Consider the following 18,462-nt stretch of genomic DNA (forward strand, 5'->3'; position numbering starts at 1 on the left):
CCATGACCCTGCCCGCGCACGCAGGACTCGACGCGATCGTCGCCGATCCGGGCGGCGCCGTGATCGGGCTCGACTACGACGGCACGCTCTCCCCCGATCGTGCCCGACCCCGCCGCCGCCCGGGTGCATCCCGGCGTGCCCGGCGTGCTGGCCGCGCTCGCCCGGCTAGTGCGCGCAGTCGTGATCGTCACCGGCCGCCCGCCGCGTACGGCGCTCACCCTCGGCGAGGTCCCCGGCGGGCCGTCCCTCGCCGACGTGCCCGGCCTGGTGATCCTCGGCCACTACGGGCTGGAACGCTGGGAGGACGGCCGGGTGACGGCTCCGCCCCCGCCGCCGGGGCTCGACCTGGTCCGCGCCCGGCTGCCCGAGCTCGTGGGGGGCCTCGACGGCGCGTGGATCGAGGACAAGGACAGGGCCGTCGCCGTGCACACCCGGCGGTGCGCCGACCCCGCGGGGGCGCTGGAGGCGCTGCGCGGGCCGGTCGCGGCGCTGGCCGAGGAGGCCGGGCTGGCGGTCGAGCCGGGCCGCATGGTGCTGGAGCTGCGGCCTGCCGGAATGGACAAGGGACGGGCCCTGTCGGCCTTCCTCGCCGAGCGGGACGCCCGCTCGGTCATGTTCGTCGGCGACGACCTGGGGGACCTCGCCGCCTTCGCCGCGGTCGAGTCGGCCGGGATCCCCGGCGTACGGGTGTGCAGCGGGTCCACGGAGGTGACCGCCCTGGCGGAGCGCGCCGACGTGGTGGTGGACGGGCCCGACGGCGTCGTGGCCTTCCTCGGCGACCTCGTGGCAGGTCTCGGCAAGCCGTCTGCAAGCGGCCGGGCGTAAGGTCCGGGGCATGAGGAAGACGATCTCGGCCGCGGCGGCCGGCCTGGCCGTGCTGGCGGCGTCCCTGGCGGCTCCGGCGGCGGCGTTCGCGAACGACAGCGCGGCCACCAAGCCGCTGCACCTGCGCAAGGGCCTGACCCTCACGATCCCGTCGTCCTGGAAGGTCGACGACAGCCGCAAGGACTGGGTGCGGGTCATCACCGGCTCGTGCCCCACCAAGGGCACGGACACGTACGGCTTCCGCGACTCGGGGTGCCACAGCTTCTGGGTCATGGGGCCCGGAGCCATCAAGATCGGCCACGAGCTGTTCCAGAAGTACACGCCGGACGGCCCGTTCTACCCGGCCACCGACGTCGGGCCCTGCCCCGTCAAGAAGAACCTCTACATGGGCCAGAGCAAGCTCGCCGCGAAGGGGCTGCGGCAGGTCGGGCCGGGACACAAGGCGTACTACCGCGACTGGGCGGGGACCTGCGTGACCATGAGCTCCTACAAGGTGAAGGCGCACTACAACCAGCGCGAGTGGTACCTGCCGACGTCGAAGATCCTGGTGATCGACCAGTGGGGGACCCCGGGCCTGAGCACGATACTCAAGAACGCCACCTGGAGCTGACGCCGCATTTGGTGACCTTTTGTCTATCGGGCCGCAAGTCGTCCGCAAGCGACCGCGCCTAGTGTGCCGGACATGTTCAGAAAGACGATCTCGGCCGCGGCGGCCGGCCTGGCCGTGCTGGCGGCCACCCTGACGGCTCCGGCGGCGGCGTTCGCGAGCGAAAGCGGCGGCACCAAGCAGGTCCACCTGCGGAACGGTCTGACCCTCACGATCCCCACGTCGTGGAAGGTGGCCAAGGACGACAAGGACTGGGTGCGCGTCATCACCGGCTCGTGCCCCACCTACGGCACCGAGGACTTCGGTTTCCGCGACTGGGGGTGCCACAGCTTCTGGGTGCTGGGTCCCAAGGCGCTCAAGATCGGGCTCCGCACGTTCCAGGCGTACAAGCCGAAGTACGGCTTCGATCCCGCGACCGACGTCAGCATCTGTCCCAAGAGCTACAAGCTGTACAAGGGCGAGTGGAAGATCGCGGAGAAGGGGCTGCGGCAGGTCGGCCCCGGCCACAAGGCGGACTACCACAAGTGGGCGGCGACCTGCGTCGACAAGAAGTGGCGGGTGAAGCTGCACTACAACCAGCGCGAGTGGTATCTGCCCACGTCGAAGATCCTGGTCCTCGACCAGTGGGACAACCCGCAGCTGAGCGCGATCCTCAAGAACGCGACCTGGAACTGATCGGCCTTCAGAGTGGCCCGGACGTTCAGGAACGCGTCCTGGACGCGGCCACTCCGCCCGCGGCCATCGCGATCAGGGCGGGCGCGAGCAGGAACGCCGTGTGCGTCCCGAAACCGTCGCCCAGCGCGCCGAGCACGAACGGCCCGCTGCCCGAGCCCATGCCCGCCCAGATCGAGGCCGTGCCCGACGCCTGGTCCGGCCGGCCTCCCGACACCTCGATCATGCGCGTGAGGCCCATGGGGAACTGGACCGAGATGCCGAGCCCGCTGAGCGCGAGCCCGGCGTAGCAGACCGGCGCCGAGGTTCCCGCCCAGAACAGCGCCCAGCCCGCCAGGGTCACCCCGAGCGAGCCCAGCAGCACCGACCCCGGCGCGAAGCGCAGGGCCAGCCGGGCGCCGCCGAACCGGCCCGCGGCCATGCCGGCCAGCATCGCGCTCAGCCCGGTCGCCGCCACGCCAGCGGACAGTCCGGTCCGCTGGGAGAGCAACTCGGCGGCCCACAGGTTGAAGGCGAACTCGAGGGCCACGCAGCACAGCAGGACCGCTCCGGCGACGTGGAAGCGCCAGCCGTACGGGATTCTGCCGGAGGCCGCGGACGGCGACGGCGACCGCGGCGGAACGGGCGCCGGCGGCACCCAGACCCGGCCCATGACCAGGGCCAGCAGGAGGGTGGAGGCCACGGGCACCAACAGCGCGGGCCGCCAGCTGGCCGGCGACTCGGCCACCACGCTGAAGGCGTAGGTGGCGGCGATTCCGGCGATGACGGCGACCGCGTTGGCCTCGCTGATGACGGCCGCCCCCGCCGGGCCGTGGTGGTCGCTGAGCACCGCCATCATCACGTACAGCGCCGTCGAACCGCAGGCGCCGGCGAGCGTGAAACCGGCCAGCGTGAACGGGAGCGCGTGCCCGACCAGGACGAGGAGCACCCCGGCGTTCATCCCGGCCAAACCGGCCCAGGTGACGACGCGGCGCCCGAACCGCCTGGTCAGCGTGGGCAGGGCCAGCCCGCCGGCGATGCCGCCGAGCGCCATCCCGGTGCCGTGCAGCCCGCCGACGGCCTGGGACACGCCGAGTTCGGCGCGCAGGAGGGGCAGGGCGGCCGACATGCCGTACAGGTAGGTGGCGAAGGTGGCGAGCTGGAGATAGATCAACCAGGTGGGGCTGTCCCTGGTGACCTTTATGTTGCGGTCCAAAACCAGGCAAGGGTAGCGCAGCAGATCATCCGGGCACGAGAGCCGGTCAGCCGCCCCGTCTAGATCAGCGCGGCGAGCTGGTCCTCGAACCAGCGCTGGGGCGGCAGGGCGGTGGCGGCCTCCCGCAGCCGCAGGCCGCGCGTGAGCCGCTCCTGCTCCGGCAGCGTCAGCGCCTCGTGCAGCGCCGCCGCCGTGCCGGACACGTCGTAGGGGTTGACGAGCAGGGAGTCGGCCCCCAGCTCGGCCGCCGCGCCGGCCTCGCGGGACAGCACCAGCGCGCACCGGGGCGACAGGATCGGGCCCTCCTTGGCCACCAGGTTCATGCCGTCCCTGATCGGGTTGACGAGCAGCACGTCGGCCAGCCGGTAGGCGGCCAGCGAGCGCGGGTAGTCGTCGTTCACGTTGAGGATCAGCGGGTCCCAGTCCTCGGTCGCGTACTCGTCCTCGATCTCCTTGGCGCAGCGCTGCACGGCCGCCGTGTACTCGCGGTATTCCGGCAGGTCGTGCCGCGAGGGATAGGCGAACGCGAGGTGGACGACCCGGCCGTGCCACTCGGGATGGGCGGCCAGGAACTCCTGGTAGGCCCGCAGGCCGCGCACGATGTTCTTGGAAAGCTCGGTGCGGTCGATGCGCACGATCAGCTTGCGATCGCCCACGAGGTCCCTGATCACGGTCATGTGCGACTCGACGTCCGGCTCGCCCGCCCGGGCGAGCAGCGCCTCGCCGTTCACCCCCAGCGGGTGGACGCCGATCCTGGTGGTCCGCCCTTCGTACGTCACCGTGCGGGCGGCGTGGTCCGCCCGGGCCCCGAGCAGCGTCTCGCAGCAGTCCATGAAGGCGCGGGCCCAGCGCGCGGTGAGGAACCCGGCGTGGTCGGCGCCGAGGATGCCGGTCAGCACCTCGGCCACGACGTCCTCGGGCAGCAGCGCGAAGTATTCGGGCGGCGCCCAGGGCGTGTGCGAGAAGTGGGCGATGCGCAGGTCGGGCCGCTCGACCCGGAGCATCGCCGGGGTCAGCGTCAGGTGGTAGTCCTGCACCATGACGCGCGCCCGGTGGGCCGCCTCCTCGGCCAGGGCCAGCGCGAAGGCCCCGTTGTACGTGCGGTACGACTCCCACTCGCGGCGGAACCGCGTGCCGAACTCGGGGGAGAAGGGCGTGTTGTAAAGCAGGTGGTTGACGAACCAGAGAGTCGAGTTGGCCACGGCGTTGTAGGCCCGGTGGAAGACCGCGGGCGGGATGTCCAGCATGCGGATCGGCCCCGTCTCGAACGCCCGGTCGAGCCGCCCGCCGGGCGCGTGACGCACCGCGCCCCGGTCACCGTCCGACAGCGCCGCGCAGACCCACAGGACGTCGGTGTCCTTGACCACCTCGGACAGGCCGGAGACGAGTCCGCCGCCGCCCCTGCGCATGGTCAGGCCGCCGTCGTCCGACAGCGTGAAGGACACCGGACCCCGGTTGGACGCGATCAGAACGGTGCTGCTCATCTTGGGGTTCCCTCGATCAGAGCGGGCGCGCATGCCGGAAGATTAATAAAAGCCGACCTCCGTCAATAGGATGTCAACCGATCGCGGGAGGGCTGAATACGGCATGGCACTGGACGACACGACCGAGGACCTGGCCCGATCGGCTGCCCAGGGGGACCACCGCGCGCTCGGTGAACTGCTGCGGCGCATCGAGCCCGACGTGTTGCGGCACTGCGAGCGCCTTCTACCGTATCGGCAGGACGCCGAGGAGGCCGCGCAGGACACGCTGCTCGCCGTGGCGCGCAACATCGCGAGGTTCGAGGGGCGGGCCAAGTTCAGCACCTGGCTGCACATCGTGACCGTGAACTGCGCCAGGACCACCTACCGCTCGCTCAAGCGGCGCTCGTCGGAGCAGGCGGAGGAACTGCCCGAGCAGCGGCCCGATCCCCGGCGGGTGAGCGTCATCGCCGGGTCGCGGCTCGACCTGCTCGACGCGATGGAGGCGCTGGAGGCCGAGCGGCCCGACCTCGCCCAGGCGCTCGTGCTGCGCGACATCTGCCAGCTCGACTACGCGGAGGTCGCCGACCAGCTCAAGATCCCCCTCGGAACGGTCAAGTCCCGTATCCACCAGGCGCGCAAGTACGTGCAGAGCGCACTCGGCGAGGCGTACGGCTGATACGAAACGTCTCGCCATGTGAGACGTCGGAACGGACACCGGGGACGCCGGGGTACAGTGCTAGAGACCTTTCTCGGAAGGTCCTACAACTGAACATGCTCATCCAGAGGGGTGGAGGGACCGGCCCTGCGAAGCCCCGGCAACCTCCCCGGTGTCGAACTCGTGCCCACGAGGCCCGGCCGGGACAGGTGCCAATTCCGGCTCGCGGCCAAGGTGGTCGCGAGCGAAGATGAGGGAAAGGCCTCGCTTCATGGCGCACACCAGCACTGCCGCTAACACTGCCGCGAACACCGTCGAGTTCGGCCCCGCCACCGGCCTTTCGTGTCGCGAATGTGGCGCTCTTTACGACCTCGGTCCGATTTTCGCCTGTACGGAGTGTTTCGGCCCCCTTGAGGTGGCGTACGACTTCGGCGAGGTTCGCCGGGAGGACATCGAGTCCGGCCCGGCGAACATCTGGCGGTACCGCTCCCTGCTCCCCGTTCCCGCCGGCGTGGCGGCCAAGCCCAACCTCCAGCCCGGCTGGACCAAGCTCGTGAAGGCCGACAGGCTGGCGGCCGAGCTGGGCCTGCGGTCGCTTCACGTCAAGGACGACTCCGGCAACCCGACCCACTCCTTCAAGGACCGGGTCGTCGCGATCGCGCTTGAGGCCGCGCGCAACTTCGGCTTCCACACCCTGTCGTGCTCCTCCACCGGCAACCTCGCCGGCGCGGTGAGCGCGGCCGCCGCCCGGGCCGGGCTGGACTCCTGCGTGTTCATCCCCTCCGACCTGGAGCCGGCCAAGGTCACCATGGCCGCCGTGTACGGTGGCCGCCTGGTCGCCATCGACGGCAACTACGACGAGGTCAACCGCTTCTGCTCCGAGCTCATCGGTGACGAGCTGGGCGAGAAGTGGGGCTTCGTCAACGTCAACCTCCGGCCCTTCTACGCCGAGGGCTCCAAGACGCTGGCGTACGAGATCGCCGAGCAGCTCGGCTGGCGGCTGCCCGACCAGATCGTCATCCCGGTGGCCTCCGGCTCTCAGCTCACCAAGATCGACAAGGGTTTCCGTGAGCTGATCAAGCTGGGGCTGGTCGAGGAGCGGCCCTACCGGATCTTCGGGGCGCAGGCCGAGGGCTGCTCGCCGGTCTCCCGGGCGTTCAAGGCCGGGCAGGACGTGGTGCAGCCGGTGCGGCCCGACACCATCGCCAAGTCCCTGGCGATCGGCAACCCCGCGGACGGGCCGTACGTGCTCGACATCGCGCGGCGGACGGGCGGCGCGGTGGAGGACGTGAACGACCAGGAAGTGGTCGAGGCCATCCGCCTGCTGGCCAGGACCGAGGGCGTCTTCGCCGAGACCGCGGGCGGCGTCACGGTCGGCGTGCTCCGCAAGCTGGTGCGCGAGGGCCGTCTCGACCCCGACGCCGAGACCGTGGTGCTGAACACCGGCGACGGGCTGAAGACACTCGACGCGGTGTCCGAGCACGCCCGTCCCGCCGCCGTCATCCGTCCCTCTCTCGACGCGTTCCGTGCGGCATTCGCCAACTGAAAGCGTTTCAAAAGGCCCATCGGTAGTAAGAAAGCGAGCGAACAATGAGCGTTTCCGTGCGGATTCCGACGATTCTCCGGACGTACACCAACGGAGCCGCGGAGGTGAGCGGGGAGGGGGGAACGCTCCGGGAGGTCCTGCAGAAGCTGGACGCGGACTACCCCGGCATCGGCGGGCGCATCCTGGATGAGACGGGTAAGATCCGGCGTTTTGTCAACGTCTACGTCGGGGAAGAGGATGTCCGATTCGCCGACGGTCTGGACACCGCCACGCCGGACGGGGTGCAGATTTCGGTCATCCCCGCCGTCGCCGGAGGCTGAGCCGCCGCGCCGGGGCCGAGCACCTGACATGCACTTCTGTCGGTGAAGAAGTCATGCGGTGCCATGGCAAATGGTGCAGCTCTCAACTATTCAACAGCAAAGTGAATATTCTTCGATCCCGCTTTGAGCGAACGCCAAGTAGTAGTTTGCGGATTGACTCTGTTGTCCTACGCCTTGACACGGGTATGGTCGAGGACGATCGACAAAACCGGGGGCTTCTTGGGTGTGGTCCCCAGCCCAGCAAGAGGAGTCGGAAGTGGCGCAGGGCACCGTCAAATGGTTTAACGCGGACAAGGGCTACGGCTTCATCGCGGTAGACGGTGGTAAGGACGTGTTCGTCCATTACTCGGCAATCCTGATGGACGGCTACAAGGCCCTCGAGCAGGGTCAGCGGGTTGAGTTCGACATCACGCAGGGTCAGAAGGGCCCGCAGGCGGAAGCCGTACGGGCCGTCTGATCCCGTCATCGACCTTGGAAGGCCCGGCGCGCGGACACCGCGTGCCGGGCCTTCCGCGTGTCTCCCGCTTCGCTCGGTGTCTCCCGCTTCGCTCGTAGGCTCGCTCGGTGTCTCCCGCTTCGCACTGGTCTGGGCATACCGTCCAAGCTGGTCAGAACGGCTTCCGCTTGCACTCTCAGGGGTAGAGTGCTAAATACTTGTTTGGCACTCTGAGGTCGAGAGTGACAACAACCGGGATCGGGGCGATGGGGCCCGCGCAGGGATAGCGGGTCCAAGCCGTCGCGGGCGTCGGCTCGGTCCGTTGAAGACACCCTGCTACTGGGAGGTCTAGCCTAATGGCAGCCAAGATGATCGCGTTTGACGAGGACGCCCGGCGCGGTCTCGAGCGCGGTATGAACCAGCTCGCCGACGCCGTGAAGGTGACCCTCGGCCCCAAGGGCCGCAACGTCGTGCTGGAGAAGAAGTGGGGCGCCCCCACGATCACCAACGACGGTGTCTCCATCGCCAAGGAGATCGAGCTCGAGGACCCGTGGGAGAAGATCGGCGCCGAGCTCGTCAAGGAAGTCGCGAAGAAGACCGACGACGTCGCCGGTGACGGCACCACGACGGCCACCGTGCTCGCCCAGGCGCTGGTCCGCGAGGGTCTGCGCAACGTGGCCGCCGGTGCCAACCCGATGGCGCTGAAGAAGGGCATCGAGGCCGCCGTCGAGCGCGTCAGCGAGGAGCTGTCGAAGCTCGCCAAGGACGTGGAGACCAAGGAGCAGATCGCTTCCACCGCCTCCATCTCCGCCGCCGACACCGAGATCGGCGCCCTCATCGCCGAGGCGATGGACAAGGTGGGCAAGGAAGGCGTCATCACCGTCGAGGAGAGCAACACCTTCGGCCTGGAGCTGGAGCTCACCGAGGGCATGCGCTTCGACAAGGGCTACGTGTCCGGCTACTTCGTGACCGACCCCGAGCGCATGGAGGCGGTCTTCGAGGACCCGTACATCCTGATCGTCAACTCCAAGGTCTCGGCGAACAAGGACCTGCTCCCGCTGCTCGACAAGGTCGTGCAGTCCGGCAAGCCGCTGGTCATCATCGCCGAGGACGTCGAGGGCGAGGCCCTGGCCACCCTGGTCGTCAACAAGATCCGCGGCCTGTTCAAGTCCGTGGCCGTCAAGGCTCCGGGCTTCGGCGACCGCCGCAAGGCCATGCTGGGTGACATCGCCATCCTCACCGGTGGCCAGGTCATCTCCGAGGAGGTCGGTCTCAAGCTCGAGAACGCCACCCTCGACCTGCTCGGCCGCGCCCGCAAGGTCGTCGTCACCAAGGACGAGACCACGATCGTCGACGGCGCCGGTGACGCCGAGCAGATCGCCGGCCGGGTCAACGAGATCCGCGCCGAGATCGAGCGCACCGACTCCGACTACGACCGCGAGAAGCTCCAGGAGCGCCTCGCCAAGCTGGCCGGCGGCGTCGCCGTCATCAAGGCCGGCGCGGCCACCGAGGTCGAGCTCAAGGAGCGCAAGCACCGCATCGAGGACGCCGTCCGCAACGCGAAGGCCGCGGTCGAGGAGGGCATCGTCCCCGGCGGTGGCGTGGCTCTGCTGCAGGCCGGCGCCAACGCGTTCGACAAGCTCGAGGTCAACGGCGACGAGGCCACCGGTGCCGCGATCGTCCGCAAGGCGCTCGAGGAGCCGCTGAAGCAGATCGCCGTCAACGCCGGCCTCGAGGGCGGCGTCGTGGTGGAGAAGGTCCGCAACCTCCCGGCTGGTGAGGGCCTCAACGCCGCGACCGGCGAGTACGTCAACATGTTCGAGTCCGGCATCATCGACCCGGCCAAGGTCACCCGCTCGGCGCTGCAGAACGCGGCGTCCATCGCGGCGCTGTTCCTGACGACCGAGGCCGTCATCGCCGAGAAGCCCGAGAAGGAGAAGGCCCCCGCCATGCCCGGCGGCGGCGACATGGACTTCTGATCCATCTGCCTGCTTCGTCTCAACGGAAGGGCGGTTCCCCCTCGGGGGAGCCGCCCTTTCCCGTTGTAGCGCCTCAGGTGAGGCGCCTGACCCAGCGGGCGCAGTCGGTCTGCATCGCGTATCCCGCCGCCGTCCAGGCGTGGTGCGCCAGGGCGTTGTCGTGCAGGACCATCGCGTCCGCGCGGAACGCGCCGAACTTCCTGAACCGCTCCTCGGCGGCCCGGATCAGCCGCGATCCGATGCCCATGCGCCGGTGGGCCGGGTCCACGGCGAGCCGGTAGAGGTGGGCGCGCCAGCCGTCCCACCCGGCGATGAGCGTGCCGGCGATTCGGCCGTCGATCTCGGCGATGAGCAGCGCCTCGGGGTCGCGCTCGATCAGAGCCACGACCTTGCCGGCGTCGTCGTGCCTGTCGGTGTTCTCCGCGGCGTCCAGCCAGAACCGCAGCACGGCGGGGACGTCGTCGAGCGCTCCGTGGCGGATGCGTACATCGGGCGGGTTCATCGCAGTTCCTCGGGCAGGTCACGGCTGTGCAGGACGGTCAGTGACGTTACCGCCCGGGTGAGGACCACGTAGAGGCGGGCGAGGCCGCGCTCCTCGGCCTCCGCGATCGCGGCCGGCTCGGCGACGATCACGTGGTCGTACTCCAGGCCCTTGGCGAGCGTCGCCGGTACCAGCAGCACCCGGTCGTCGCCCGTCGAGTCGGGGCCGAGCACCGTGTGCGGCACCGCGGCGGCCTCCAGGGCCGCCGAGAGCGCGGGAAGACCGGAGTCGGCCGCGATGACGCCGATGGAGCCCTCCTGCGCCAGGGCCTGCCGTACGGCCTCGGGAAGGGCGGCGGCGACGTCGGTCTCGCGGCGTACGGACAGGGAGCCGGCGCCGGGACGCAGCGAGCGCGGCGGGGCGAGCTCCGGCGCCACGGAGGGCAGCAGCCGCGCGGCGAAGTCGAGGACCTCGCGGGGCACGCGGAAGCCGAGCGTGAGCTCGGTGACCTCGCCCGAGGGCTGGCCGAGGTGGTCGAGCACGGTCTTCCACGAACGCGCCGACCAGGGCGTGGTGCCCTGCGCGAGGTCGCCGAGCACGGTCGCCGAGCCGGTGCGGCAGCGGCGTCCGAGCGCGCGCAACTGCATCGCCGACAGGTCCTGCGCCTCGTCCACCACGAGGTGTCCCTGCGACGGCGTCCGCTCGATCAGGTCGCCGAGTTCGTCCAGCAGCGCCGCGTCGGCGGCCGTCCACTTGGCCGACCGGTGCGACTTGTACGGCTTGCGCCACACGATGAGCTGCTGCTCCTCCGGGGAGAGGTCCGACCGGGCCGCCTTGGCCAGGAACTCGGGGTCCGACAGCAGCCGGAACAGCACCTGCTCGGGGGTGAGCTTCGGCCAGACGGCGTCGAGCACGGCCTTGACCGGCTTCGACCGGGCCACCGCGTCCTGCACCCGGTCGTCGGGCGACTCGCCGCGCCGTTCCATCTGCACGAGCACGGCGTGGGCGAGCCGCTGGGCCAGGGTGGTGCGGCCCGGGCCGTACCTCGTCGTGCCGCGCAGCGAGGCGACGATCTCACGCACCTCGTGATCGGCCACCCGGTAGCGGTTGATGCCCTTGGTGAACAGCACCCCTTCGGCCGGCTTGGTGACGTGCAGCCACAGCGCCCGCTTGACGACCTCGGCCATGCGGGCGTCGCCCTTCACGGCGGCCACCGCGGGATCCTCGGGATGGGCATGGCCGCCCAGGACGCCGGCCACCGTCGTCTGGTCGACCTTCACCTCGCCGAGCGCGGGCAGCACCGAGGAGATGTAGGAGAGGAAGGCCCGGTTGGGCCCGACGATCGTCACGCCGGAGCGTGACAGCTTCTCCCGGTGGGTGAACAGCAGGTAGGCCGCGCGGTGCAGGCCCACGGCCGTCTTGCCGGTGCCCGGCGCGCCCTGCACGCAGACGGTCACGCCGAGGTCGGCGCGGACGATCTCGTCCTGGTCGGGCTGGATGGTCGCCACGATGTCGCGCATCGGGCCGGTGCGGGGCCGCTCGATCTCCTCGGTCAGCAGCCTGCTCTGCCCGAGCGTTCGGCCGTCGAGTGGTTCGTCCTCGTACGCGGTGAGGTCGCCGCCCTGGTAGCCGAACCTGCGGCGCAGCGCGATCCCCATGGGGTCGGCGGGACTGGCCTGGTAGAAGGCGCGCGAGATCGGGGCGCGCCAGTCGATCACGAGGGGCCGGCTGCTCTCGTCGTGGACGTGCCTGCGGCCGACGTAGACCGTGCTCGGCAGGTCGTCGCCGGCCGCGCGGTCCAACCGGCCGAAGAACAGCGGCGCGTCGGGGTGGTCGGCCAGTGCGGCCACCCGCTGGTCGAGCAGGCCCTGCAGGACCTGCTGGGACACCCAGTCGCCGGCGGCGTCGGCCGACAGCGACTGCGCGTGCTCACGCATCGCTCGCAGCGCGGCGCGGGAGGCCGCGAGATGGGCGCGCTCGGCTTCGAGCACATTTCCGGGCATGCGGAAGCTCCTCCGGGCATGACGGGGACAGGACTGGTGGAAGCGGGAAGCACAAGAGCTTAGCGATGGGCACCGCAATGCCGAAACGGTATTTCTCTCGCGTGTCGCCGTTTCCCCGGGCGGGTATCTGTACCCGGGTGACGCGCACCGTGGTTCCTCCGGCGATCCAGGCGGCGGCGAGCCTGCTGCTCGCCACGCTGTGGGGGTTCGCGGTCTTCGGCGACTGGAGCAGGCAGGCCTTCTGCGTGACGAGCCTGGGACCGTCGCCGGACTGCGCGGACCGGATCGCCTCGGTGATCGCGCTGTCCGTGATGGTCGCGGTGGTCGCGGCGTGCGCCACCGGGGTCGCCTGGCTCGCCAGGCGCGAGTCCCTGTACGGCGTCGCCGTGGGGGCCTGGGTCGTCGCGCTCGTGGTGCTGTTCGTCGGCGGCCTGGCCGCCCAATGACCGCGTCCCGGTGATCGGCGCGGAAAGCTTTCCGGCGCTGACGATGGAGCGCTCCATGGTCAGGCCGCCGGGGAAACGACATGCAGTAGTGGGGTGATTTGTCCCGATATGGCGCTTTATATGAGCCGTGCGTGCTCAAGGGCGAGGTAGCGGGCAGCGAGAAACCAGGAGCAAGACGAAAAATGCGCATATTGCGTGATTCGCCTTGTCTGCTGGGTATTGCCGCCATCACGACTGCATCATGGACGGGTAAGGCGCGAGGGGGTGATGTGGTGACAAGGCCCAAGGGCATCTCCTGGACCTAGTGACGCCGCCGGTCCGGGCGAAGACCGGCGGGAGGGATCACTCGGGGGCCTGGATCTTGCCGATGCCGAGTGTGGTGACGGTGGGTAGCAGGCCCGCCTCGAACACGGCCCCGAGCAACGGCAGGTTGAGCTCGGCCAGCCGCTCGGCCCCTGCCTCGCCGAGCGCCCGCCACGGGCCCGCCGCCAGCTCGTCGGTCATGCGCTCGACCTGGTCGCGCAGCGCCCGCCCCGCCGGGGTGGCCGTCCCCTCGCCGTCGATCAGCCCGCGTCCGGCGAGCCGGTCGCGGGCGGCGGCCCATTCCTCGTCGCTCCAGCCGCGGCCGGCGAAGTTCTCGGCCGGGGCCGCCCCGACTGCGGCGAAGGAGACCAGGGCCTCGCAGGCGTCCAGGCCGGCGGCGTGCAGGGCCGTCAGGTGCCCGTCGCCGCGGTGCTCGCGCAGCACCGTGTACGCCTGCCACAGCGCCACGTGCGGTTCCTCCGCCCAGGGGAGGTCGAGGTTGGCCGCGGCGAGCGGCCGGTGGGCGACGTCCACGCTCTCCGCCGCCCTGATCGCCAGCTCGGCCGCCTCCTTGACGCCGTCGTCGATCCGGTCGCCGAGGAGCCCGCGCAACGTCCGGTCCATCGCCCGCAGCCGCGCCTCCAGCACCTGTGCGGGCGTCGCGGTCTCCCAGACGCCCGGCACGTACTCGGCGATCATGCTCGGGCTGAAGCTGTAGTAGGTGGCGGCCACCAGGGCGGGTCCCGCCGCGCCCAGCGGCGCGGTGCGCCAGGCGAAGTAGCTCGGCCAGCGCGTCGTGACGTCGTAGCCGAGCGCGGCGGCCTCCTCGAAGGCCTCCGGGCTGAAGTAGAGCGTGGCGTGGACCGGCTCGATCTGATGCCACATGGTGCGGGCCAGGCGTACGGACATGCCTCAAACCTCACTGTCTAGTTAAGCTACGACAGTGACGATAGAGCCATGGCGCATCACTGGTCAATCCGAGATAGACAGTTATGTCGGGAGCAGGGTGGAACTCGCCGTCCTCCTGGTGAACGCCCTCGCCGCCGAGTCGGTGCACGGACGCCCTGTCACACCGCCGCAGACGGGCGCCGAACGGCTCGCCGCGATCCACGCCGGCCTCGCCGCCGCCGGTCGCCCTCCGAGCGGGCTCACGGCGGCCGACGCCGATCGGCTCGCGGAGGTCGCCGCCGAGCTGCGCCCGCTGTACGGCGCGGGGGACCGCCTGCCCGAGGCGGCCGAACGGCTCAACGACCTCCTGGCGCGGCACGGCGCCGTGCCCACCCTGGTACGGCGACCCGGGAAAGCCGCTCCAGCTGGCCTTCCACCGGCCGGGCGCGACGCTCGTGGACGCCTGGGCCGCCGACATGGGCACCGCGCTGGCCATGGTCATCGGGGTGGGCCAGGGGGCGCGGCTCGGCGCCTGCCAGGCCGCGTCGTGCTCCCTGGTCTTCTTCGACACCACGCGCAACGCCTCGCGCCGCTTCTGCGATCTGTCCTGTCAGAACCGGGCCAAGGCCAGCGCCTACCGCGCCCGGCGCCGTACGTGACCGGAGGAGGTCAGCGCGCCGGGTCCTCCTCGCCCACGTCGTCGGCGTCGATGATGTGGTAGGCGTACCCCTGCTCGGCGAGGAACCGCTGCCGGTGCGCGGCGAACTCCTGGTCGACCGTGTCGCGGCTGACCACCGAGTAGAACCGCGCGCCGCCGCCGTCCGCCTTGGGGCGCAGCACCCGGCCGAGCCGCTGGGCCTCCTCCTGGCGCGAGCCGAACGTGCCGGAGACCTGGATCGCCACCGCCGCCTCGGGCAGGTCGATGGAGAAGTTGGCGACCTTCGAGACCACCAGCACCCGGATCTCCTTGTCGCGGAACGCCTGGAACAGGCGCTCGCGCTCCTTGACCTTGGTCTCGCCCTTGATGACCGGCGCGTTCAGGTGCTCGCCCAGCTCGTCGAGCTGGTCGATGTACTGCCCGATGACCAGCACCTGCTCGTCCGCGTGCCGCCGCACCAGCGCCTCGGTCACCCTCGTCTTGGCGGGGGTGGTCGAGCAGAACCGGTAGCGCTCGTCGCTCTCGGCCATGGCGTAGGCCAGCCGCTCGTCGTCGCTCAGCGTCACCCGCACCTCGACGCACTCGGCGGGGGCGATGTAGCCCTGGTTCTCCATCTCCTTCCAGGGCGCGTCGTACCGCTTCGGCCCGATGAGCGAGAAGACGTCGCCCTCCCGGCCGTCCTCGCGTACGAGCGTGGCGGTGAGGCCGATGCGCCGGCGGGCCTGCAGGTCCGCGGTCATCCGGAAGATCGGCGCGGGCAGCAGGTGGACCTCGTCGTAGACGACGAGCCCCCAGTCGCGGGCGTCGAACAGCTCGAGGTGCCGATAGGTGCCCTGCCGCCGGGTCGTCATGACCTGGTAGGTGGCGATCGTGACCGGGCGGATCTCCTTCTTGGTGCCGGTGTACTCGCCGATCTCGTCCTCGGTCAGCGAGGTGCGCCTGAGCAGCTCCTGCTTCCACTGGTGGGCCGAGACCGTGTTGGTGACCAGGATCAGCGTGGTCGCCCGGGCGTGCGCCATCGCCGCCGCACCCACGATCGTCTTGCCCGCGCCGCACGGCAGCACCACGACGCCGGAGCCGCCGTGCCAGAACGCGTCGGCCGCCTCCTTCTGGTACGGCCGCAGCGACCAGCCGTCCTCGCGCAGGTCGATGGGGTGGTGCTCGCCGTCGACGTATCCGGCCAGGTCCTCGGCCGGCCAGCCGAGCTTGAGCAGCGTCTGCTTGATGTTGCCGCGCTCCGAGGGGTGCACGGCCACGATATCGGCGCCGAAGCGCTCCCCGACCAGCGGCTGGATCTTCTTGGAGCGCAGCACCTCCTCCAGCACGGCGCGGTCGGTGCTGGTGAGCACCAGGCCGTGGATGGGGTGCTTCTCCAGCCGCAGCCTGCCGTACCGCGCCATGGTCTCGGCGACGTCCACGAGCAGCGCGTGCGGCACGGGATAGCGGCTGAAGCCGATCAGCGCGTCGACCACCTGCTCGGCGTCGTGCCCGGCGGCCCGGGCGTTCCACAGCGCGAGCGGGGTGACCCGGTAGGTGTGGACGTGCTCGGGGGCGCGTTCGAGTTCGGCGAACGGCGCGATGGCCTTGCGGCACTCGTCCGCCCTGGGGTGGTCGACCTCCAGCAGCAGCGTCTTGTCGGACTGGACGATCAGCGGCCCGTCACTCAATGCCTGCTCCCCCTCGTACGGCTACCGCATATCAAACACGAGGCCGGGCCGAATCAGTCCCAGTCGCGGGAATCAGTCGTCGAGGTAGCCGTTGACCCCGGCCCAGATGACCGCACCGATCCCGAGCACGAACAGGACGACGTTGATGCCGATGGCGATCCACGTCCACTTCAGCAGCTTGCGGGACTGGTCCGGCTGGGTGTCCACCTTGCTGAGCGCGATCCCGGACAGGATCGCCCCGGCGATGCCGCCGAGGGAGATGTAGCAGCTCAACGCCAGCACGAGGCTGATGACGAGGGCCACGATCGCGTGCGTGCGCGGGCCCTCCTGCCTCGGCGGGTAACCGCCGGGCGGGTAGTAGCCGTACTGCTGCTGGTAGGGGTTCGGCCCCGGCTGGCCGTACTGGCCCGGCTGGCCGTACTGACCGTGTTGCCCGTACTGCTGGTTGGGGTCGGGTCCCGGCGGCGGGCCGTACGGCCCGTACTGCTGCTGGCCGTAGGGGTTGGCGCCGGACGGCGGCCCATAGGGGTTGGACGGGGGGGTCTGCCAATCCTGGGGTCCCTGCCCCGGCTGCTCTGGAGTCGTCACCCTGAAATCCTTTACTACGGGGGACCTCAAGGTTTACCACGGATGAGTCATCGGCCGATCTCGGCGATGCCGGTGATGCGGTGCAGGGCGAAGCGGTGGACCGTCGCCCGGGTCTCGTCGTACGCGGTGAGGTAGCCGCCCTCCATCCGGGCCGGTTCGAGGATGCGGCTGGTGGCGTGTCCCTGCGAGTCGAGGTAGCCGATCCACACCCGCGACCCCTGCCGGATGGCCTCCTGGAGCGCGCTGATCGTGGCGGTCGCGGGGGAGCGGGGCACCTGGCCCTCCGGCGCCTCCACGGGCCGCCGCCGATCGTCCCCCGCCCGCATCGCCCGCACGGCCGCGGCGACCACCTCGGGGTCGGGCGCGGTGCTCGCGGACACCCGGGCGGTGAGCTGTCCCTCGGTCCGCCGGGCGTCGGCCCGCGCGACGACCACGTCGCCCTCCAGCGACTCGGCCACCGGCGCGTACCCCATCGCCCGCAGCGAGTCGACCAGCGCGGCCCGGGACGTCTTGGAAGCCAGCACGGTCGGCGCGAGCCGCCGAAACCGCAGTAGGTGGGCCCGCTTGTCGGCGAGCACCTCGTCGAGCAGGGCCGGGTCGTCGCACCGGACATAGGCCGACGCCGAGCCGACCCGGATCCGCCCGTGGCGGCGGGCGACATCGGTGACCAGATACCTCAGCGGCTGCGGGACCGGGGTCGCCGAGTGGCGTTCCAGCACGGCGAGCAGGTCGTCGGCCGAATGCCCCGCGTCGAGCGCCCGGCGGACCGACTGCTCGGAGAAGCGGTACACCGTCGCCCCGCCCTTGCTCTCCACGTCGGCCATGAGCGCGAGCCTGCGGCCGAGTTCGGTGGTCAGCGGGCCCGGCGCCACGGCCGTGAGGTCGGCCTGCAGCAGCACGTGGTCGACCGCCTCGGGCAGCAGCGGGCCGAGCAGCCCGGCCGCCGTGCCGTCGCCCCGGGCCACGGCCCGGCCGTGTGAGGACGGCACGCCGAGCCCGGTCACCCCGATGTGCTCGGCCTCGCGCAGCGCGAAGCGTACGAGCCGGTCGCGCAGCGCGGGACGGCGGCGGGGCTGCTCCCAGGCGAGCCGGGCCAGCACGGACTCGGGCGTCGGCGCGAGGCCGGGCGGGGCCGACTCCAGCACGGCGAGCGTGCGCGCCCGCGTCTGAGCGGCCCCCGGCCTGCGCAGATCGGGATGGAGGGCGTTCAGTGGGCGGTCGCGGTCGTCCCGCTCGCCGATCAGCCCCGGGCGCGTTCCATCACGGCCCACGCGTCGGCGAGCACCGCCCAGCGGTCCTCGGTGGCCTTGATCCGCCAGCCGTCGTAGCCGCCCGTCGGCAGCCATTCCCCCTCGCCCGCCGCGACCAGCCCGGCCGCGTGCGCGACCTCGACGACCAGCCCCGCCGCCCACTCCGGCAGGTCGAGGAGCTGGGCCGTCCGCCTGAGGTCGCGTACGGCGAGGCCGCCCGCGCGCAGCACGCCCGGCGGGTCCACGCTCCACACCTCGCACAGCTCCTCGACCGTGCGCACGAACGTGAACGCCTGCCCGGCGGCCGTGCGGTCGGCCAGGTCCTGGTCGCGTGACGGGCCCTCCAGGGCGGGCGGGCCGGGGGACAGGTCGCGGTGCACGCGGCCGTCGCGGCAGCACGAGGGCGACCTCGGCGGGGAAGCCGCGACGGTCTCCTCCCGGTCGCGCCGAGCGAGCCCGCGGGCCAGCAGTTGCTCGATG

19 protein-coding genes, 1 pseudogene and 1 riboswitch are annotated in these 18,462 nt (G+C 71.0%); of the genes and pseudogenes, 10 read left to right on the top strand and 10 right to left on the bottom strand.

Going from position 1 to position 18,462, the window contains the following annotated elements; all coding sequences use genetic code 11:
- Nucleotides 1–99 precede the first annotated feature (99 nt).
- From otsB to B1L11_RS33120, 3 genes are all read left to right on the top strand, one after another.
- Complete coding sequence (otsB, locus tag B1L11_RS33110) at nucleotides 100–825, top strand: trehalose-phosphatase (RefSeq protein WP_306291737.1); 726 nt, start codon at nucleotides 100–102, stop codon at nucleotides 823–825.
- Nucleotides 826–835: 10 nt separating this feature from the next.
- A complete protein-coding gene (locus tag B1L11_RS33115) occupies nucleotides 836–1,435 on the top strand; it encodes a hypothetical protein (protein WP_079319292.1) in 600 nt (199 codons plus the stop codon).
- 72 nt (nucleotides 1,436–1,507) lie between these two features.
- Complete coding sequence (locus B1L11_RS33120) at nucleotides 1,508–2,107, top strand: hypothetical protein (RefSeq protein WP_079319293.1); 600 nt, start codon at nucleotides 1,508–1,510, stop codon at nucleotides 2,105–2,107.
- Nucleotides 2,108–2,132: 25 nt separating this feature from the next.
- Here the strand turns inward: B1L11_RS33120 and B1L11_RS33125 are convergent, their stop codons facing one another.
- Together B1L11_RS33125 and B1L11_RS33130 are read right to left on the bottom strand one after the other, a co-directional pair.
- Nucleotides 2,133–3,299 carry a sugar MFS transporter gene (locus B1L11_RS33125; protein ID WP_079319294.1) on the bottom strand — a complete coding sequence of 389 codons (1,167 nt, stop codon included), beginning with the start codon at nucleotides 3,297–3,299 and terminating at the stop codon, nucleotides 2,133–2,135.
- A gap of 59 nt (nucleotides 3,300–3,358) precedes the next feature.
- Complete coding sequence (locus B1L11_RS33130; protein ID WP_079319295.1) at nucleotides 3,359–4,783, bottom strand: trehalose-6-phosphate synthase; 1,425 nt, start codon at nucleotides 4,781–4,783, stop codon at nucleotides 3,359–3,361.
- A gap of 103 nt (nucleotides 4,784–4,886) precedes the next feature.
- Between B1L11_RS33130 and B1L11_RS33135 the strand changes: the two genes are divergently transcribed.
- The 5 genes from B1L11_RS33135 to groL all read left to right on the top strand — a co-directional run bounded on the left by B1L11_RS33135 (nucleotide 4,887) and on the right by groL (nucleotide 9,698).
- Nucleotides 4,887–5,438, top strand: coding sequence for an RNA polymerase sigma factor (locus tag B1L11_RS33135; protein ID WP_079319296.1), 552 nt, complete (start codon nucleotides 4,887–4,889; stop codon nucleotides 5,436–5,438).
- A 96-nt stretch (nucleotides 5,439–5,534) separates the two neighbouring features.
- Nucleotides 5,535–5,674, top strand: a riboswitch (SAM riboswitch).
- A 14-nt stretch (nucleotides 5,675–5,688) separates the two neighbouring features.
- A complete protein-coding gene (thrC, locus tag B1L11_RS33140; protein WP_079319297.1) occupies nucleotides 5,689–6,963 on the top strand; it encodes a threonine synthase in 1,275 nt (424 codons plus the stop codon).
- Between the two features lie 44 nt (nucleotides 6,964–7,007).
- On the top strand, nucleotides 7,008–7,283 hold the full coding sequence (locus B1L11_RS33145; RefSeq protein ID WP_030509193.1) for a MoaD/ThiS family protein: 276 nt from the start codon (nucleotides 7,008–7,010) through the stop codon (nucleotides 7,281–7,283).
- Between the two features lie 256 nt (nucleotides 7,284–7,539).
- On the top strand, nucleotides 7,540–7,740 hold the full coding sequence (locus B1L11_RS33150; RefSeq protein WP_079319298.1) for a cold-shock protein: 201 nt from the start codon (nucleotides 7,540–7,542) through the stop codon (nucleotides 7,738–7,740).
- A 335-nt stretch (nucleotides 7,741–8,075) separates the two neighbouring features.
- Nucleotides 8,076–9,698 (top strand): chaperonin GroEL, encoded by a 1,623-nt coding sequence (groL, locus tag B1L11_RS33155; protein ID WP_079319299.1) that lies wholly within the window; start codon nucleotides 8,076–8,078, stop codon nucleotides 9,696–9,698.
- Nucleotides 9,699–9,771: 73 nt separating this feature from the next.
- Here groL and B1L11_RS33160 read toward each other — a convergent pair whose 3' ends face one another.
- The gene (locus B1L11_RS33160) at nucleotides 9,772–10,200 is read right to left on the bottom strand and encodes a GNAT family N-acetyltransferase (protein ID WP_079319300.1); all 429 of its coding nucleotides are present in this window, start codon (nucleotides 10,198–10,200) and stop codon (nucleotides 9,772–9,774) included.
- Nucleotides 10,197–12,182: an AAA family ATPase gene (locus B1L11_RS33165; RefSeq protein ID WP_079319301.1), complete on the bottom strand. Its 1,986-nt coding sequence runs from the start codon at nucleotides 12,180–12,182 to the stop codon at nucleotides 10,197–10,199. Before B1L11_RS33165 ends, B1L11_RS33160 begins: the two co-directional genes overlap by 4 nt.
- A gap of 137 nt (nucleotides 12,183–12,319) precedes the next feature.
- Here B1L11_RS33165 and B1L11_RS33170 point away from each other — a divergent pair, with 137 nt between their 5' ends.
- The gene (locus B1L11_RS33170) at nucleotides 12,320–12,628 is read left to right on the top strand and encodes a hypothetical protein (protein WP_079319302.1); all 309 of its coding nucleotides are present in this window, start codon (nucleotides 12,320–12,322) and stop codon (nucleotides 12,626–12,628) included.
- 342 nt (nucleotides 12,629–12,970) lie between these two features.
- Here the strand turns inward: B1L11_RS33170 and B1L11_RS33175 are convergent, their stop codons facing one another.
- Nucleotides 12,971–13,840, bottom strand: a complete 870-nt coding sequence (locus B1L11_RS33175; RefSeq protein WP_079319303.1) for a hypothetical protein — start codon at nucleotides 13,838–13,840, stop codon at nucleotides 12,971–12,973.
- A gap of 10 nt (nucleotides 13,841–13,850) precedes the next feature.
- Nucleotides 13,851–14,315 carry a hypothetical protein gene (locus B1L11_RS52525; RefSeq protein ID WP_256863097.1) on the bottom strand — a complete coding sequence of 155 codons (465 nt, stop codon included), beginning with the start codon at nucleotides 14,313–14,315 and terminating at the stop codon, nucleotides 13,851–13,853.
- Here B1L11_RS52525 and B1L11_RS52530 point away from each other — a divergent pair.
- Nucleotides 14,296–14,478: a CGNR zinc finger domain-containing protein gene (locus tag B1L11_RS52530; RefSeq protein WP_256863098.1), complete on the top strand. Its 183-nt coding sequence runs from the start codon at nucleotides 14,296–14,298 to the stop codon at nucleotides 14,476–14,478. The two genes, B1L11_RS52525 and B1L11_RS52530, sit on opposite strands and share 20 nt — an antisense overlap.
- A 10-nt stretch (nucleotides 14,479–14,488) precedes the next feature.
- Here B1L11_RS52530 and B1L11_RS33185 read toward each other — a convergent pair whose 3' ends face one another.
- The 4 genes and pseudogenes from B1L11_RS33185 to B1L11_RS52535 form a co-directional block, all read right to left on the bottom strand.
- Nucleotides 14,489–16,144, bottom strand: a complete 1,656-nt coding sequence (locus tag B1L11_RS33185) for a DNA repair helicase XPB (protein WP_079319304.1) — start codon at nucleotides 16,142–16,144, stop codon at nucleotides 14,489–14,491.
- A gap of 72 nt (nucleotides 16,145–16,216) precedes the next feature.
- Nucleotides 16,217–16,732: an MgtC/SapB family protein gene (locus tag B1L11_RS33190; RefSeq protein WP_079319305.1), complete on the bottom strand. Its 516-nt coding sequence runs from the start codon at nucleotides 16,730–16,732 to the stop codon at nucleotides 16,217–16,219.
- Nucleotides 16,733–16,779: 47 nt separating this feature from the next.
- Nucleotides 16,780–18,003 carry a helicase-associated domain-containing protein gene (locus B1L11_RS33195; RefSeq protein WP_256863099.1) on the bottom strand — a complete coding sequence of 408 codons (1,224 nt, stop codon included), beginning with the start codon at nucleotides 18,001–18,003 and terminating at the stop codon, nucleotides 16,780–16,782.
- Nucleotides 17,973–18,462, bottom strand: a pseudogene (locus B1L11_RS52535) (hypothetical protein); the annotation flags it as partial. The pseudogene B1L11_RS52535 and the gene B1L11_RS33195, both read right to left, overlap by 31 nt.

Origin of the sequence: Microbispora sp. GKU 823, from assembly GCF_002027145.1 — a bacterium.
Taxonomy (GTDB): domain Bacteria; phylum Actinomycetota; class Actinomycetes; order Streptosporangiales; family Streptosporangiaceae; genus Microbispora; species Microbispora siamensis.